Genomic DNA, 19,790 nt, shown 5'->3' with positions numbered 1-19,790 from the left:
TCGTCGTTGCCTAATTGCTCCAATTGTTCCTCTACCGGATAGTTCTCAAAAATAAGAATATGATTGATCAAATCCTGCTTAAGCTCCGACAGCCCCAGAATTTCATACAGCGGGTACGTATCATAGGCATGGGAAGCAATGGATTGCTCCTGGGTTTGCTTCATCACGTCTGAGAATAAGCTGTCCACTTGACTGCGGATGCGTACAGGAATGGTATTGATAAACAAACCTATGATGTGCTCCACATTCGGAATGTCTGCCGGACGTCCAGATACCACGCTGCCAAACACCACATCATCTGTGCCATTATATTTTTGCAGCAAAAGGCCCCACACCGTCTGCATCAACGTATTGATCGTTACCTGATAACGCTTGGCTATGCGCTGAATGCCTGCCGTTAGCTCCGCGCCCAAGTCAAAATCTAGACGCTCCGCCTGATATCCTGTTTTGCCCTGAATTTTAGCCTGTGGCAGGCGGGACTGTTCCTCATATCCTTCCAGAACCTTGCTCCAGTAACCTGATGCGGCCTGACGATCCTGCTGCTCCAGCCATTCGATATATTGACTGTATGGCGTTACAGGGGCCAGTTCCGGCTGTTTATGGGCCAGTATCGAAAAATAACTTGCAAACACTTCATTGGTCACCAGCGACAAGCACCAGCCGTCCATCACGATATGATGGAAGCTCCATACAAAACGGTACGCATCCTCACCTATGCGCAAAACGGCGACACGCATCAAAGCATCCTGCGCCAGATCAAAGCCTCTTTGCTTGTCTTTGCGCGTATATTCGAGGATGTACTCGTTTTGCTGCACTTCCTCCATATCTCGCAAATCTTCCACATAGAGTTCACTGTGCTTATTGCGGTACACGACCTGCAGCGGTTCATCCTTCCAGCCACTGTAGAAGTTCGTGCGCAGTGCTGTATGCCGCTGCACCAATACATCCAAACTTGCCGCAAACGCATCGATATTAAAATGTCCTTGCAGATCAAAGGAGGCCTGTTCAAAATAAGCTCCCGATTGCGAGTCCATCAGATTGTAAAAGAGCATGCCCTTTTGCATCGGCGTCAGCGCGTATACATTTTCCAGCTCACCTATATGTGCGGCCTGCGCTGCCATGTGCTCCAGTTCTCCAGTCGTCAGACCCTGGAAGGACACATCACTCGGCGTCAGCTCCGGCTGTTCCTGAGCGACACAATGTGTAATCACCTCTTGCAAAGCGGATTGTAGCAGTCCCGCCACACGTTCCAGCGTTTCTTTGCGATACTGCTTACGACTGTAAGCGATCGTCAAGTGCAGCGTGCCTTCCGAGATCATCGCGTTCAAATCCAGCGTGTAGAGTAACGGTGAATGTGCATCCTCTGTCTCCCCTGCGCTATAGGATGACAATGTGATTCCACTGTTTTGCACATCCTGATCGACCTGTCCCAAGTAGTTAAAGCTGATTTCCGGTTCTACTGCAAACGCATTGGACGCAGGAGACAAGTAGCGCCAAGTTCCATACGTCAGCCCTTTATGTGGAATCCGGCGCAAACCTTCCTTCGTTTCTTTGATGTGCTGTGCCAGTGTCATTCCCTTGCCCATTTCCAGCAGCACCGGATACAAGCTCGTAAACCAGCCTACCGTACGTGTTATATCCACCTCTGGCAAGATCGCTTCCCGGCCATGTCCCTCCAGGTTCACCAGCACCTGTCCCGCGCCTGTCCAGTTGTGCATTGCCAATCCTAACGCGGTCAACAGCAAATCATTGACCTCGGTGTTATAGGCGCGATGGGCCTGCTTCAGCAGCTGCTGAGTTTCAGCTTCGGTCCACTCTACCGTCAGCACTTCGCTGTCTGCATTCAAGGAGCCCTCATAGGCAAAATCCTTAGGTAGCGGCGCCGCTTCCGCTTTGGCCTGTTCCAGCTCCTTCCAGTAGACTGTATCCGATGCCTCCGCAGGACGGTTGGCGTAAGACGACAGCTCCCGTGCCCATGTTTGGAAGGAATCCGTTTTATAGGGCAATCGTACCGACTCGCCCTTGATCGCCTGTTCGTAGCCAGTCGAGAAATCTTCAAACAGAATCCGCCACGACACCCCGTCTATCACCAAATGGTGAATGGCTATGAGCAAATGATCTCCCTCTGCTGTGCGGAACAATCCGAGTTTGACCAGAGGTCCTGCAGACAGGTCGATGCTGCTTTGGATTTCATTTGCCTTCGCTTCCAGCGCTTCCGCATAGGCTACTTGTTCACGATAGTCTGCGGTTTCCAGCGTATACAACGCGCCTTCATCTACACCGCGTGTCCAAGCCGTATAACCCGAGGAAGTCTGACGGAAAACTGTACGAAGCGCATCATGATGCTTCACGATGTGATCCATGACTTGGCGAACCGCCGTCTCATCAAAGCCCTCGGCACGATAGAGCATGACCGCCTGATTAAAGTGCTGCGGACGCTCGCGCTCCTGCGCAAAGAACCAATGCTGGATCGGAAGCAAAGCGGTTTCCCCGCTCACTTCTCCTTGATCTGCCATACGGCTGACCTCGTGCATATGCGGTGCCAGTGCTTCAACCGTTGGATACTGGAATAAGTCCTTCATGTCCAGCTTATAGCCGGCCTGGAACGCACGCGATGCGATTTGGATCGCCTTGATCGAATCGCCGCCCAGATCAAAGAAATTGTCCAAAATACCGACAGTCTGTAGTCCCAGTACTGACTGCCAGACCGCTGCCAGAGCACGTTCTTGCGCGGTACGCGGCTCAGCATAATCGGCTCCGGTTTGCAGGCTGCCTTCCGGTGCTGGCAGGGCCTTGCGGTCGATTTTGCCATTTGGACTCAGCGGCATCTGCTCTAGCTGTACAAAGTACGATGGCACCATGTAGCTTGGCAGCTCCCGGCCCAGCTCACTTCTCAGCTCGCTGGCTCCGAGCTCTTGTCCGGCGACATAGTACGCCACCATTTGTTTCTGGCCCGTTTCATCCGCGCGAGCCATGACTACGGCTTCGCGTACCGATTCCACTTGCAGCAGCTGCGACTCGACCTCGCCCAGCTCAATCCGGTAACCCCGGATTTTCACCTGATGGTCGATCCGGCCCAGATATTCAATGTTCCCGTCCGGCATCCATCTCGCCAAATCGCCTGTGCGGTACATCCGCTCATAGCCGGCTTCCCCGCCAGCAAACGGATCGGCTACGAATTTCTCTGCCGTCAGCTCCGGTCGGTTCAGATAGCCCCGTGCTACGCCGACACCGCCGATGCACAGCTCCCCTGCAACCCCGATCGGCTGCAATTGCTCCGTGCCTTCCTTCACGATGTACAGACGAATGTTTTGAATCGGTTTCCCGATTGGGATGACCGCATAGGTTTCATTCGGCTCGCAATCGAAGTACGACACGTCCACCGTCGCTTCGGTTGGACCATACAAGTTGATCAGCTTCGCTCCAGCCAGGCTCGACACAAGCCGTTGGAACCGTGCGACATGCTGTGGCGGTAATGCTTCGCCACTGGCAAAGACATGGCGCAACGTACCCAGCTTCGCTTGCATCACTTCCCGTGGCTGCTGCTCTACATATTCCAGGAACGCATGCAGCATGGCGGGTACAAAGTGCATCGTGCTCACGCCATCGCGGGCAATCGTGTCGACGATGTCTTCCGGGTTCTTTTCCCCGCCGACTGACAGCAGGCTTACCTTCGAGCCGACCAGCGACCACCAGAACAGCTCCCACACCGACACGTCGAACGTGAAGGCCGTCTTTTGCAGAATCGTATCTTCCGCACTCAAGCCGTAACGATCATGCATCCACAAATTCCGATTTAGCACAGAATGGTGCTCCACCATCACGCCCTTCGGTTTCCCCGTGGAACCGGACGTATAGATGACATAGGCTACATGGTGTGGTCCGGCCAGTGGCTCCAGATTCGAGCCATCTTCGTGGTAAATGTCCTCGCGATCCAGCACCAGCACCTTGCCGTCGAAACTCAGTGATGCTTGCTCCGCCAGATGCGATTGCGTCAGAACTAGCTTCGCGCCCGAGTCCTCCAGCATAAAGCGGATACGATCCGCCGGATAGTCCGGATCGATCGGCACGTAGGCTCCGCCTGCTTTGAGGATCGCGTAGATGCCTACGATCATGTCCAGCGAACGGTGAACCAGTATGCCTACAGGCTGATCTGGTTCAACACCTTCCGCACGTAGCGTCCGAGCCAAACGGTTGGCTCGCTCATTCAGCTCCGCGTAGGTCAACGACTCCGCTCCGCATAGTACCGCCACTTGCTCCGGTGTGTTCGCTACCTGCTGCTCGAACAGCACACTTAACGTCTGATCCTGCGGATAGGCTGCCGCCGTATCCCCCCAGACCTGAACGATCTGTGCCTGTTCTACCGGTGTTACCAATTCCAGCTCATTCAAACGGATATTCGGATTGTCCACAATTTGTCCGATGACATGGTCGATATGCCCCTGGATACGCTCCATGGCAGACCGACTATACACCAGAGCATTGTATTCAAGCAGGATGGAGATATCCTCGTCAGGCACGACAATCAGGTTGAAATCGTAGTTGGTTTGCTCGGCAAGTGCCACATTGGCAATAGAGAAGCCATTTTGTGCTCTTGTCTCACCGGAACCGCCCATCTGCTTCATCTGTTGCCCGATCGGGTAGTTTTCAAAGACCATAATGTGATGAATCAGGTCTTGTTTTTGTGCAGTCAGTGCCTGAATGTCGTATAACGGGAACGTGTCATAGACACCAGAGGCCAAAGCCTGCTCCTGTGTGCGCTGCAATACTTCTGCAAATGTAGCATCCGGTGCACTGCAAATGCGTACCGGAATCGTGTTGATAAACAACCCGATCATATTCTCCACACCCGGAATGTCTGCCGGACGACCAGATACCACACCACCAAATACAACATCCTGATGATTATTGTATTGCTGTAAAATAACGCCCCACACGCTTTGCAGCAAGGTGTTAATCGTGACATGTTGTTGCTTGGCCATTTGGTTCAATGCCGCGGTCCGTTCTTTACCCAACATAAATGGCAGCTTTTCTGAAACATAGCCGGAACGGGAACCCGCACCGCTTCCGTCTGGTTCTTCATCCCGTGCGACTACAGAAGCTTGTGCGTTCTCACCAGGCAACAAGGTTTGCTGCTCATAACCCGCCAAATACTCACTCCAATAACGGGTCGCTTCCTGTGCATCCTGATCTTCCAACCATTCGATATAGTCACTATACGGCTTGACAGGTGCGAGCTCTGGCTGCTTGTGCTCCAGTAGGGCAACATAGGCACCAAACACTTCATCCGTCACCAGCGACAGGCACCAACCGTCCATCACAATATGATGGAAGCTCCATACAAAACGGTAGGAGCTATCACCCGTGCGGAAGACGGTTACGCGCATGAGCGCATCCTTGCCTAAATCAAAGTTTTGAGCTTTATCCTGGGCCACAAATTCAGCTATAGCGTGCTCACGGCCTCGGACATCCTCATAACGGAAGTTCGGATTTTTATGACGATAGACGATCTGCAACGGTTGACCATACCAGCCGCTGTAGAAATTCGTCCGTAATATAGCATGCCGGCTAACCAGCAGCTTCAAGCTTTCCTCGAATAGGGACGGCTCCAAGTGGCCCTCCAGATCAAAGGTCGCCTGCTCAAAATACACGCCTGTTTCTGCATTCATCAGACTATGGAACAGCATCCCCTTTTGCATGGGGGTTAACGGATACATATTTTCCAATTCCCCAACCGTCTTGGTCTGCTCCTTAATCGTATCTAATTGCTCCAGGGTCAGACCTTTTAGCAATACATCACTTGGAGTCAATTCGGTCCTCTCCTGCGTAACACAATGCTCGATCATTTCAAGCAGATTGGATTTTAACAGATTAGCCAGCATGTGGACGGTGTCCTTACGAAAGGCTTTGCCGTTATACCGAATGCCCAGTTCCAGGATGCCGTTCGTTACGATTCCGCTCACATCCAGAGCATATTTCATCTTCGTCCGGTCACTAACGACCGATCCAATCGAGTAAGGAGACATACGCATATCGCTATTTTGCAAGTCCTGATCAAACTGGCCGAGATAGTTAAAGCTTACTTGTGGCTCGGCAAAAACTTGATGTTGACCAAGGTGCTGTGCATCTGCTTGCTGACCAACGGCTTGGCCGGATTCACTCAAATATCTCCAGATTCCGTAGCCCATTCCTTTATTCGGAATATGACGCAGACTCTCTTTGACCTGTTTGATGTGTCCCGACAAGGCGTGATCACGACCGATGTCCAGCAATACCGGATATTGACTCGTAAACCAGCCTACCGTACGAGAAATGTCCATATCCGGCAAAATATCCTCACGTCCGTGTCCCTCCAGGTTGATCAGGCTGCGTTCATGGCCGGTCCATGTGTACAGCATCATGCCCAAAGCAGTCAGAAGCAGATCATTCACTTCCGTGTTATATGCGCGGTGTGCTTGCTTCAACAGCCGTTCAGTCTCTTCTTCTGTAAGCTGGACGACCACTGTATCCGTGTCAGCCAAGGTAAATGGCTCAGCCTGCGCTTGATCCTCAGGCAAACGTACTTGGTCAGCCCAAGCGGCTGCGTTCCATTGCTCCCAATAGGCGTGTTCACTGTCCATAGCTGTGCTATTCGCATATGCGGAGAGTCTTTGTGACCAGGAACGGAAGGAATCCATTTTGTCCGGTAGCTGAAGCACTTCCTGATGAACGGCCTGTTCATAGGCAGTAGCCAAATCCTCAAACAAAATACGCCAGGATACCCCGTCCACCACCAAATGGTGAATCGCCATCAGGAGATGATCCCCATCGGCACAGTGGAACAAACCAGCCTTTAACAGTGGTCCTTCTTGCAGTTGGATACTACTTTGGATTTCACTAGATTTCGCCTCAATTGCCGCGCTGAGCATGGCTTCATCCGTCAAATTCCCAAAGTCCAGCACATCCAGGTGATACAGCTCGCCTTCCTGTATTCCACGGTTCCATGCTTTATAGCCTTGCTCGGTCTTGCTGAACACCATCCGCAGTGCATCGTGGTGCTCCGTCAGCTTGATAAGCGCCTGACGCAAAGCAGCTTCGTCAAACCCCTGCTCCCGGTGCAGCATAACGGCCTGATTAAAGTGATGCGCATCCACTTGCTCCTGTGCAAAGAACCCGTGCTGGATCGGAAGCAACGCCGTTTCTCCGCTCACTTCTCCCTGATCTACCATACGACTTGCCTCGTGCATATGCGGTGCCAGGGTTGCAACGATGGGATAGCGGAACAAATCCTTCATGTCCAGCTTGTAGCCTGCCTGGAACGCACGGGACACGATTTGAATCGCCTTGATCGAATCGCCACCCAGGTCAAAGAAATTGTCCAACATTCCGACGGTTGGCACGCCCAGGACGGATTGCCAGACCGCTACGAGTGCCCGTTGCGGTGCAGTGCGCGGCTCTACATAATCCGCTCCGCTTTGCAGGCTGCCTTCCGGTGCCGGCAGGGACTTGCGGTCGATTTTACCGTTTGGTGTCAGCGGCATCTGCTCCAACTGAATGAAATACGACGGCATCATATAGCTTGGCAGCTCCCGCCCCAGCTCATGTCTCAGTTCACCGGCTCCAAGTTCTTGACTCGCGACGTAGTACGCCACGAGCTGTGTTTGGCCCGTTTCGTCCCCACGGGCCATGATGACCGCTTCTTGTACCGACTCCACCTGCAACAGCTGCGATTCGATCTCGCCCAGTTCAATCCGGTAGCCCCGGATTTTTACCTGATGGTCCATCCGCCCCAAATATTCAATGTTGCCGTCCGGCGTCCATCTTGCCAAATCGCCTGTATGGTACATCCGCTCATGGCCTGCCTTGCCACCAGCAAATGGATTATTTACAAATTTCTCAGCCGTCAGTTCTTCACGTTTCCAATACCCACGGGCTAATCCTTCCCCTGCAATACATAACTCGCCCGGCACACCGACGGGCTGCAACTCTCCACTCGCATTCATGATATAGATTTGGGTATTCGCGATGGGACGTCCGATATTAATGTCTTGAGCATGGGTCAGTTCCTGTACGGCCGACCACACCGTCGTTTCTGTAGGTCCGTACATGTTATAAATGCGGGGACCGTTTATTTCTTGCAGTGCTGCGAGCAGCTTGGACGGAAGGGCTTCACCCCCGACCATAATGACCTTCACGTTTCGCAGCGCGCGGGAACCTGCTTCATGACCCAGCAGCATTTGCAGCCGGGATGGGGTCATTTGCAACATCTCAATAGAATGTTGAGTAATCAACTCACCAAGCGCCTGCGGATTCACCTGATGCTGGCGGTCGCCAAGCACAACAGACATTCCACCCAGCAGGGGCAGGATGGTTTCCAAGACGAAAATATCGAATGAAATGGTCGTGAGTGACAAAATGGTTTGGCTCGTTTCAAAGTCAATGGCTTCGCGCATCCCGGTAATAAAGTTGAGTACCGAGCGATGCTGGAGCATAACTCCTTTCGGATTTCCAGTCGAACCCGAGGTATAGATGACGTAAGCCAAATGCTCTGGGCGGGCAATCGTCTCCAGGTTGCTACTTTCTCCCTGATACAATGCGGCATCCTCAAGAAACATGGTATTGGCATGGCAATGGTGCTCTTCTGCCAGCTCACGACTGGTCAGAAGCACTGCGGCCTCGCTGTCTTCCAGCATGTATTCAATACGAGAGGACGGAAATTCGGGATCGATTGGCACATAAGCACCACCTGCTTTGAGAACGGCCAGCAGACCTACGATCATTTCCACTGAGCGCTGCACCATCAGACCGACCAGCTTGTCAGGTCCTACTCCCTGGGCTTGAAGCATTCGGGCCAATGAATTTGCCCGTTCATTCAGCTCCCGATAAGTCAGACTCTGATTTCCAAACACCAATGCCACTTGGTCTGGCGTACACTCCACCTGATCCTCGAACAGCTGATGGATCGTCTGTTTGGACGGAAATGCACAAGCAGTGTCATTAAATGCTGCTGTAATCTGTTGCTTTTCCGCTGCTGTGACCAATTCCAACTCTTCAACCCGAACATTTGGGTTGAGCGAAATTTGCTCCAGGAGGCGGGTAAAATGTCCATACAGACGCTCAATGCCTGCTTGATCAAAGCAGAGCGTATTATACATAAACCGAATCTTAATACCTTCTCCCGGCATAACAGCTACGTTCAGATCGTAGTTGGTTTGCTCTGTAGCCACCACATTCGAAATCGTGAATGGTTCCTGTCCTTTACCTCCCAGCTGCTCTACCTGCTGCTCCACCGGATAATTTTCAAATATCATAATATGATTGATTAAATCCTGCTTCTGCTCGGTGAGTGCTTGAATTTCATACAGCGGGAAGGCATCATAGGCATTGGAAGCCAGTGCTTGCTGCTGTGTTCGTTTCATCAGCTCGTTAAAGGCTTCGCCCTCTTCAGACTGCACACGCACTGGAATCGTATTAATAAATAGCCCGATCATGTGCTCCACACCTGGAATATCGCCTGGACGACCAGACACTACGCTACCGAACACGACATCCGAACTGTTGTTATATTTTTGCAACAGAACGCCCCATACGGTCTGAATCAACGTGTTGACCGTCACCTGATTTTGCTTCGCCACCCGTTCGATCTGAGCAACCAGCTCCGGCTGGAAGTCACATTCCAGATCTTCAGCAACATATTCCCCATCTTGCATCGATTTAGGCTGTGTTTTTTGCTGAGGAAGCGTAATTTGCTGCTCGTAGTCTGCCAGATATCCACGCCAGTATTGCAAGGCTGCCTCACGGTCCTGACGCTCCAACCATTCAATAAATCGACTAAACGGCGTGACAGGCTCCAGCGTTGGCTCATGACCCGCACGCAGTGCCAGATAGCTACCGAATACCTCCTGTGTCATAAAGGACAAGCACCAGCCATCCATCAAAATGTGATGGAAGCTCCAAACAAAGTGGTACGTATCATCCCCGGTTTGCAAAATGGAGACACGAATGAGTGCATCCTCTGCAAGATTGAATCCTTTCGCTTTATCCTCGATGACAAAAGCTTCAACACAAGCTTCTCGTTCCTCTTTTTCTAGTCCGCGCAAGTCTTCATAATATAATTGCCCACTACGATTACGGAAGACGACCTGCACAGGTTCATCCTTCCATGAACTGATAAAGTTCGTCCGTAACGCCTCATGACGCTGTACGAGCAAATCAAAGCTTTTGCTGAAAGCAACCACATCAAAACATCCATTCAATTCAAAGGTTGCCTGTTCAAAATAAGCTGCCGAACTCTCATCCATTAGACTGAAGAAGAGCATGCCCTTTTGCATCGGCGTCAAAGCATACACATTTTCTAGTTCACCCATATCTTGTGTATCTTTCACCAATTGCTCCAGCTCGTCCAGCGTTACATGTTTTAACAAGACATCACTTGGGGTCAACACCGTTCTTTCCTGCGCAATGCAATGGCTAATCACCTCACGCAAGCCGGATGCCAGTAGTTCTCCAAGCCGTGCAATCGTTTCGTGCCGGAATTGTGTGGTACCGTAGCGAATAGTGAACATCAGCTCGCCATCCTCGATTAATCCATTGATATCTAGTGCAAAATCCATAGCCGCGTTCGTGCTAACAGGCACACCAATGGAATAGGAGGAAGGCTTCAGATCGTTACCTTTATAATCCTGATCGAATTGGCCCAGATAGTTAAAACTGATCTCAGGCTGAGTCTTTAACTGCACGCCTGCTTTCTCCAGAACATTCATATCTGACAGGTATCGCAAAATACCATAACCGATGCCTTTTTGCGGAATATGACGCAGCCCTTCCTTGACCCGTTTAATCAGCCGAGCGGTATTTCCACCTTGTCCCAGACTTCCATCCAGTACAACCGGAAATTGGCTCGTAAACCAGCCGACTGTGCGCGTAATATCCACGTCGGGTACAACGGCTTCCCGTCCGTGGCCTTCCAAGTTAACCAGCACCCGTTCGGAACCAGACCATTCATACACGGCTTTGCCGAGTGCGGCCAGCAGCAGGTCATTCATTTCCGTGTTATACGCGCGATGAGCTTGTTTGAGCAGCTGCTCGGTTTCCTGCTTCGTCCAGCTGACTGTCACTACCTCGCTGTCTCCAAGCAGAGCATTGTCATTCGCAAAATCCTTCGGCAGAGGCTTCGCGAGGCTGGCTTCCGCCTGTTCGATATGCTGCCAGTATGCAAACTCCCGCTCCATCGTCACACTATTTGCGTAGGCTGACAGCTGTTTAGCCCATTCCTGGAATGAATCTGTTTTATGCGGCAGTCGAATAGCTTTACCCGTTTTACCTGCAACGGCCTGCTCATATCCGGCTGCCAAGTCCTCCAGCAAAATGCGCCACGATACACCGTCCACAACCAAATGATGAATGACGATTAGCAAATGATCGCCCTCAGCGCAATGGAACAGACCGAGCTTCACAAGTGGACCCTCGCTCAAGTGAATGCTCGCTTGAATTTCACTCGCCTTGGCTTCTACAGCGGTGGATTCGTCTTCAACTCCGCTAAAATCTACGATGTCCAGCGTGTATAGCTCGCCTTCCTCCACACTGCGGTTCCAGGCGGCATAGCCTTGCTCCGTCTCACGGAATACAGTGCGCAATGCGTCATGATGCTGGACAATGCGTTCCATCGTACAGCGCAGCGCGTCGACGTCAAAGCGCCCGGCTCGATACAGCATCATCGCCTGGTTGCTGTGGTGCAGGTCTACCGGCTGCTGCTCGAAGAACCACCGTTGAATGGGTGTCAGATCTACCTGGCCTACTGCCTCTTCCTGACTGGCAATCTTGCCATCTGTACGAAGCAAAGGACTGAGTGACGCTACCGTCGGATTGCTGAACAAATCCTTCATGTCCAGTCGATACCCTGCTTGCAGCAATCGGGATGATACTTGCAATGCTTTGATGGAATCGCCGCCCAGTTCAAAGAAGTTATCCTGCGTGCCTACTATTTCGGCACCCAGCACCCCGGCCCACACTGAAGCTAAAACCTGTTCTACCGTAGTACGTGGAGCCACATAGGCTGCACCGGTATGGATACTTCCTTCCGGTTCCGGCAAGGCCTTGCGGTCGATTTTTCCATTGTGGGTCAGTGGCAAGGTCTCCAGTCGCATCAAGCGTGCAGGCACCATATGTGCTGGCAGTCCTGCTTCCAGCTCGGCCTGTACCTCCTCGATCCGCAGCTCCACTTCTCCCGTGATGTATCCGCACAAATACTTGTGTCCGCGTTCGTCCGTCCGGTCGATGACTACCGCTTGACGCACACCCGGCACCCGCTGGATTGCCGTTTCAATCTCGCCCAGCTCGATCCGATATCCCCGGATTTTGACCTGATAATCCATCCGGCCGATAAAGTCCACATTGCCGTCCGGCATCCACCGCGCGAGGTCACCTGTGCGATACAATCGTTCACCCGCTACATACGGATTCGCTACGAACTTCTCGGCCGTCAGGTCGGCACGGTTCAGGTATCCCCGTGCCACCCCGGCACCGCCAATGCACAACTCGCCCAGTACACCGATCGGTACCGGATTCAGCTGACTGTCCACGATGTAAAATCGTGCGTTCAGCCACGCCTGACCAATCGGCACACTGCCGCTGTCCGGCAGCTTCGACAGTTCTTCGTCGTAGAAGCTGGAGTCGATTGCCGCTTCCGTGACGCCATAACTGTTCATAATGCGAATATCCGCACCAAATCGTTCTTGCAGCACCCGGTAATCCGTCACGCTGCAGCTATCCGAGCTGGTGATCAGCAATTCCAGACTGCTCATGTCCAGCCCGTGTTCATGCACATGCTGCATAAACGGTACAATCAAGGCCGGGGTTGATTCGAACACCGTAATCTGATAGTCGCGAATCCAGCCGTATAGACGGCTTGGATCAATGCGATCATCTTTCGGGCAGATGACCATCGTTCCACCGTTATAGAGCGCCCGCGCGATATCGCCGACGAATACGTCGAAGGAGAAGCTCGCCAGCTGTAACAGGCGTACCGGGAACTGGTTCAGACGGTAATCCCGGCGGTAGGCCGCGGCTGTATTCACCAAGCTGCGATGCTCAATCATGACGCCCTTCGGACGTCCCGTTGTACCGGACGTGTAGATCACGTACGCCAGATCCTGCGGCTCATTGATGTGCTCCACATCCGTGGGATCCCCGGTGTACAGCGACTCATCGTCCAGCGCCAGCACGGCATGCAGACGCAAGTTCGCTGCGGATTCGGATGCTACTTCGCTATCAGACTCCGAATCTGATTTCAAGCTTAATCCCTCATTAAGGCTGTCTCTTTCCATCGTTTCAATGCTAACCGCCGTTTCCAGCTCACCCTCAGCCTTTACTTCGGCCAAAGCCCATCGGCTTTCATTCAGCCATGCTTGGGCACGCTCCTGCAAACCTGTTTGAGTCAGTAGCACCGTAGCGCCGCTGTCCTCCAGCATAAAGCGGATACGGTCAGACGGATAATCCGCATCTAAAGGTACATATGCACCTCCGGCTTTCCATACCGCCAATACGCCGACCAGCATGTCCACCGAGCGCTCGCTCAAAATACCAACAATGGATTCACGCCCAATGCCTTCATTGCGCAATCTACGAGCAAGTTGGTTCCCACGCTCGTTCAGCTCGCGATACGTAAGCTGCCGCTCCTCGTATACAACTGCCACGTGATCCGGCACAAGCTGCGCTTGTTCTTCCACATAGGCGTGGAACAACCCTTCTGATTGCTTTTCATCACTCCATGCAGATACGCCCACTGATCCAAAACCGTCGATGATTTTCGCTTTTTCCGAAGCAGTCACCAACTCAAGCTCATCTACCAGCGCATCTGGTCTGTTAATCGCTTCTTCAATAATATGCAGCAAATGCCCGCGGATTTGCTCTATAGCTGTACGTTCCAATACTCGCGCGTTGTACTCTAAATGGACATGAATTTCATCACCCGGCACAACCGTAATGTTGAAATCATAGTTCGTTTGCTCCGATACGGAAGCATTTGTAATCGTAAAACCATTCTCACCACGGCTACCCATTTGCTCCATACGCTGTTCCACTGGGTAGTTTTCAAACACCATAATATGGTTCACCAGGTCCTGTTTTTGCTCTGTCAGGGCCTGAATTTCATACAACGGATAGGTTTCATAAGCACGGGAAGCCAGTGCCTGCTCCTGTATCTGCTTCATTAACGCAGCAAACGTAATATCTTTCTCACTGTGAATCCGTACAGGAACCGTATTAATGAACAAACCAATCATTTTGTCTATGCCCGGAATATCCGCTGATCTGCCGGATACGACACTGCCAAATACAACATCCCGACTGTTGTTATACCGTTGCAGCACAACGCCCCATGCTGCTTGCAGAAGGGTGTTGACCGTCACTTGCTTTTGCTTAACCAGCTTGTTCATCCGTTCCGTCACTTCGCGGCCCAGTGTAAACGAAAGCTTGTCCGCTTCATATTCTTTAGCGTGACCGTCCAGCTGTTTTGCCTGCGGCAATACCGTCTGCTGCTCGAAACCAGCAAAGTAATCACTCCAGAACCGTTCAGCCTCCGCGTTGTCCTGTCGCTCCAGCCATTCAATATATTCGCTGTATGGCGTTATCGGGACAAGCTCCGGCTTGCGGTCTTCGAGGATGGCAAAGTACGTATTAAATGCTTCCCCCACAACCAGGAACAAACACCAGCCGTCCATCAAAATATGGTGGAAGCTCCATACAAAACGGTACGACTCCTCGCCTGTACGCAAAACAGACACCCGCATCAGCTCGCCTGAGCTGAAATTAAAACCTTCGACTTTGTCACGCTCAGCAAAATCAGCAATGTATGCGTCCTGCTCTCCTTGTCCCATTGAACGCACATCTTCAAAGCGGAACCCGGCATGTTTGTGGCGGTACACCACCTGTAAAGGCTGCTCATTCCAGCCGCTATAAAAATTAGTTCTGAATATTTGATGGCGATCCACCAGTTGATTTAAGCTTTCGGCAAAAGCCTCCACTTGAAAGCTGCCTTGCAGATCAAATGTCGCCTGCTCAAAGTACGCCCCGGATTTCGGCTCCATTAAGCCGTGGAACAGGATGCCTTTTTGCATGGGTGTGAGCGAATAAATATTTTCCAGTTCTCCCGCAGCAGCCGTCTGCTCTACAATATGATCCAGCTCTCCAGCCGTCAGTCCTTGGAAGGACAAATCGCTTGGCGTCAGCTCTGGCAACTCTTTTTCCACACAGTGAGCCAATACCTCACGCAAGCTCTCCTGAAGCAGATCAGCCAGCTTTTTGATTGACTTTTTCATGAACATTTTGTTGCTGTAGCTGATCGTCAACTCCAGTGCACCGTCCGTGATCATGCCGTTGATATCCAGAGCATACCGCTTGGTTAACGTGTCACTAATGGAAGCTCCGATGGAATAAGGAGACATGCGAAAGGCATTATTCTTTAAATCCTGATCGAATTGTCCGAGATAGTTAAAGCTGATTTCCGGCTCGCTGATAAAAGGTGCTTCCCCTTCCCTGTCAGCAAGATATCTCAAAATCCCGTATCCAATTCCTTTATGCGGCAAACGGCGCAGTCCTTCTTTGACGTTCTTGACACGCCGTCCCACATTCTGTTCCTCGCCCATATCGAGTACAACCGGGAATTGGCTGGTAAACCAACCGATCGTCCGCGTAATAATCACATCCGGCAAAATGGCTTCCCGTCCGTGACCCTCCAGATTTACAAGCACCTGACGGATGCCTGCCCACTCCTGAATTGCAGTGCCCAGAGCTGTCAGCAACAGGTCGTTTGCTTCCGTATTGTAGGCGCGATGAGCTTGTTTCAAGAATTGTTCCGTTTCTTCTACCGTCCACGCTACTGTCAGTGTCCGATCATCGCGAAGCTGTGGCTTAGCCTGAGATTTACGAGTGTAATCTTTAGGCAAGGATGCCTGACTCTTCCCTGCTTGCTCAATCTGCTCCCAATACGTACGCTCATTCTCCAACGCGCCACTGTTCGCATAAGCGGATAGCTGATCTGCCCACAGACGGAAGGAATCCGTTTTGTTGGGTAAACGGACAGACTCGCCCTGTAAAGCCTGCTCATAACCGGATGCCAAATCCTCTAGCAAAATACGCCAAGACACACCGTCGACCACAAAATGGTGGATCGCTACCAACAAATGGTCTCCATCGGTGCAACGGAACAGACCCAGCTTCATCAAAGGGCCTTCATCTAGACGGATACTGCTTTGAATTTCGCTGGCTTTGTTCTCCAGCAAATGAGCAAAGTCAGACTCATTTGTAAAATCAACTACTTCGAGGCTGTACAATTCTCCTTCTTGCACGCCACGGTTCCATGCTTCATACCCACCGTCCGCATTTTGGCGGAATACGATGCGCAAAGCATCATGGTGCTCGACAATGCGTTGCAGTGCCTGACGAAGCGCCGTTTCATCCAATCGATCCTCACGATGCAGCATCAGAGCCTGGTTATAGTGTTCAGGATTGGATGGCTGCTGTTCAATGAACCAGTGTTGAATCGGTGTTAATGCCACGTTTCCACTGACTTCTCCTTGATCGGAAACACGGCTCACCCGCTGCACTCGTCCATTCAGCTCAGCAATCGTCGGATACTGGAACAACTCCCTCATTTCCAGCTTGTAACCATTTTGCAGCAGTCTTGAAGACACCTGGATGGCCTTAATCGAGTCGCCCCCCAGATGGAAAAAGTTATCCAGCACACCAATATGCTCAATACCAAGTACAGATTGCCACACAGACACTAGCGTACGTTCTACCTCATTACGTGCCGCTATGTAATCCTCACCGGAATCCACGCTTCCTTCTGGTTGCGGCAATGCCCGACGATCCACTTTGCCATTTGGTGTCAACGGCAATTGCTCCAACTGTACAAAATATGACGGTACCATGTAACCCGGCAATTCTTGGCTCAAGGCACTTCGCAGCTCGCTAGCCGCGATATTCGCAAGGGTGACTACATATGCACAGAGCTGCTTTTGCCCCTGCTCATCCTCACGTGCAATGACGACGGCTTCTTGCACCGCCTCCAGCTTCAGCAGCTGTGCTTCCACCTCGCCCAACTCAATCCGGTAGCCCCGGATTTTCACCTGTGCGTCAATCCGTCCTTTGTATTCCAACGTCCCGTCCTCATTCCAGCGCACCAAATCGCCTGTGCGGTAGCAGCGCTCTCCGCTGCGGAACGGGCTGTCTACAAACTTTTCAGCCGTTAAATCCGGACGGTTCCGGTAGCCACGTGCCACCCCGTCGCCGCCGACGATCAACTCCCCCCATGCCCCGACAGGCTGAAGCTGCATGGAACGGTCTACGACATACGCTGTGGAGTTGTGAATCGGACGCCCAATCGGCACCGCTTCCAATTGCACGCTGGCAATCGCATGAGTTGTAGAAAAAGTTGTATTTTCTGTCGGCCCATAGCCGTTAATGATCCGCAGGGACGGATGAGCCTCCAGCACCCGGTTAATGTGCGGTACGGACAGCACATCACCACCGACCAGCAGTTCTTGTACCCCCTCGAACAGCTCCAAGTCCTGCTGAGATAGCTGGTTAAAGAGCGGCGCAGTCAGCCACATTGTCGTGATACCATGGTTGCGCACGGCTTCCTTGAGCTTTGGAGCGTCCAAAATGACATCCTGACTTACCAGCACGAGCTGTCCACCATTCAATAGCGCACCCCAAATTTCGAAGGTGGACGCGTCAAAGACAACGGCGCCAGTTTGCAAAATGCGTGTATCAGCATCCAATTGCGCATAGTTTGTACTTTTCACCAAACGCACGACATTGCGATGTTCTACCATAACCCCTTTGGGCTGTCCGGTCGTGCCCGAAGTGTACATCAAATAAGCTAGTCGGTTTCCAAATTTACGTTCTTGTTCTCCAGCAGTGCTGTCTACGACAGACGAGGATGATTCATTTGAAATCTCATTTTTCAGATTTGTATAATTGGTATAATCCGCATGATAAGCCCCGTTTTGCTCCCAATGTACGGTATTCAAGCCTTGGTCATTCTCTGCCCCGTACACCTTAGCATCGCTCAGATCCAGTACGATTCCGGTGTATTCCTCCAGTTGCTGTTCTGCATGCTGCACCAGCAGCAACTTTGCCCCCGAATCTTCCAGCAGGTAACGGACACGTTCAGCCGGATAATCAGGGTCAATCGGCACATATGCGCCGCCCGCTTTGAGAATCGCCAACATGCCGACAATCATATCCGTGGAACGCTCAGCAACGATACCTACAGTTTGCTCGGCGGTAACACCGTATCCGCGCAACGTGTGAGCCAGTCGATTTGCTTTAACATTCAGTTCGCCATAAGTTAAACTGGCATTTCCGAACACAACTGCTGTCTGATTCGGTGTACGTTCAGCCTGTTCCTCAAACAACTCATGAATGCCTGCTTCGTGTGGATATTCCACCGCAGTAGCATTGAATACGTCGACGATTTGTGCCCGTTCTTCCTCACTGATCAGCGACAATTCCTGTATCCGCTTGTGTGGGCCCTGCACCATATGCTCCGCTACACTCAAAAATTGTCGAATAATTCGAGCAATTTCCTGTTCAGTAAACAGCTCGGTACGATAATCTAGGTACAGCACAAGTCTATCGTCATCCAGCATTTCAACCATGTGAATATCGAAGTCGTTCACCGTATCTCCGCAGAAATCGTTATCTACCTGCTGAATGGCTTCATCAAACCGGGAGAAACTCAATGTACGATACTGGATGGAAGCACCAAACAGACGCTGAATGTCCAGACTGCTTTGCTGTTCACGCAAATCCTGAATAATTTTGTTGTATGGGTAACGCTGATGCCGCAAAATGGACGCCTGCTCCTTCCCTACACCTTGCAGGAAGGTCAGCAGTTCGGATTCTGGTTCGACTAACAGACGCGTAGCCACGGTGCTGACGAACATACCGATGGTATCCTTTTCCTTCTTAGACGTACGGTTGGCATAGAGTGTCCCCACGGTTAGGTCCTGCTCTCCAGTCACTTTATGCAAATAAATATACAGAGCTGCCAGGAAGAACGTGAAAATACTAATTTTATGTTCCTCGCAAAAAGCCGTAACACCACGATACAACTCATGTTCCAGTATAAAGCTCTCCCGGCGTGCAGTTGTGCTCAGTGTCAGCGGGTTATATGATTTCAAACCTGTAGTCTCTGGCAAATCGGCAAACTTTTCTGTCCAGTACGTTTTGTCCTTCTGATAACGGTCTGATTGCTCATAGCTTTGCTCTACCTGGATAAAATCCAGATAGGGATTGCCTTTGGTCGGTGCATCTTGACCTGTACCATGCACAATATCCATATAATGTCCGGTGATTTCATTAATGGCCTGATTCATGGACACGCCATCTGAAATAATATGATGCATTTTAAAATTAAACCAGGTTTCTTCTGCTCCGAGCTGCAAGATAACAAATCGGTACAGCTGCGAATCCAACAATGAGAACGGCTGTGGATTATGACGCTTTAACCATACATTCGCTTCTTCCGGGGCAACTTGGAGCGTTTCTATATTTTCCGCCGTAAACGGCTCTACATATTGATATGGAATCCCATCCTGAGCAGTGATCTTGATACGGAAAGAATCATTTTGGGCAATCACCCGGTTCATTGCTTGCTGCAAGGCATCTATACGAACAGTTCCCCTGATTTTTACTGTTGCAATAATTGTTGATGTGTTCCGATTAGGATACAGAAGCTCCGTATACCAAATCCGTTGCTGTGGCTGGCTTAGCGAAAACAATTGAACATCTTGCTGTGTCAT

The 19,790-nt window shown here is 51.3% G+C and carries 1 protein-coding gene (cut by a window edge); it reads right to left on the bottom strand.

Translation table 11 applies throughout. From position 1 onward, the window contains the following. Positions 1–19,790: the 5' portion of a non-ribosomal peptide synthase/polyketide synthase gene (locus BM358_RS09615; protein WP_049828403.1), read on the bottom strand. The gene continues 22,474 nt to the left of window position 1, outside the view; the window shows 19,790 of its 42,264 coding nt (coding positions 1–19,790); its start codon is at positions 19,788–19,790; the stop codon falls past the left edge of the window.

Origin of the sequence: Paenibacillus sp. cl130 (assembly GCF_900116035.1) — a bacterium.
In the GTDB taxonomy this organism is placed as follows: Bacteria; Bacillota; Bacilli; order Paenibacillales; family Paenibacillaceae; genus Paenibacillus; species Paenibacillus polymyxa_B.
This window is presented reverse-complemented; position numbering and strand designations above follow the sequence as displayed.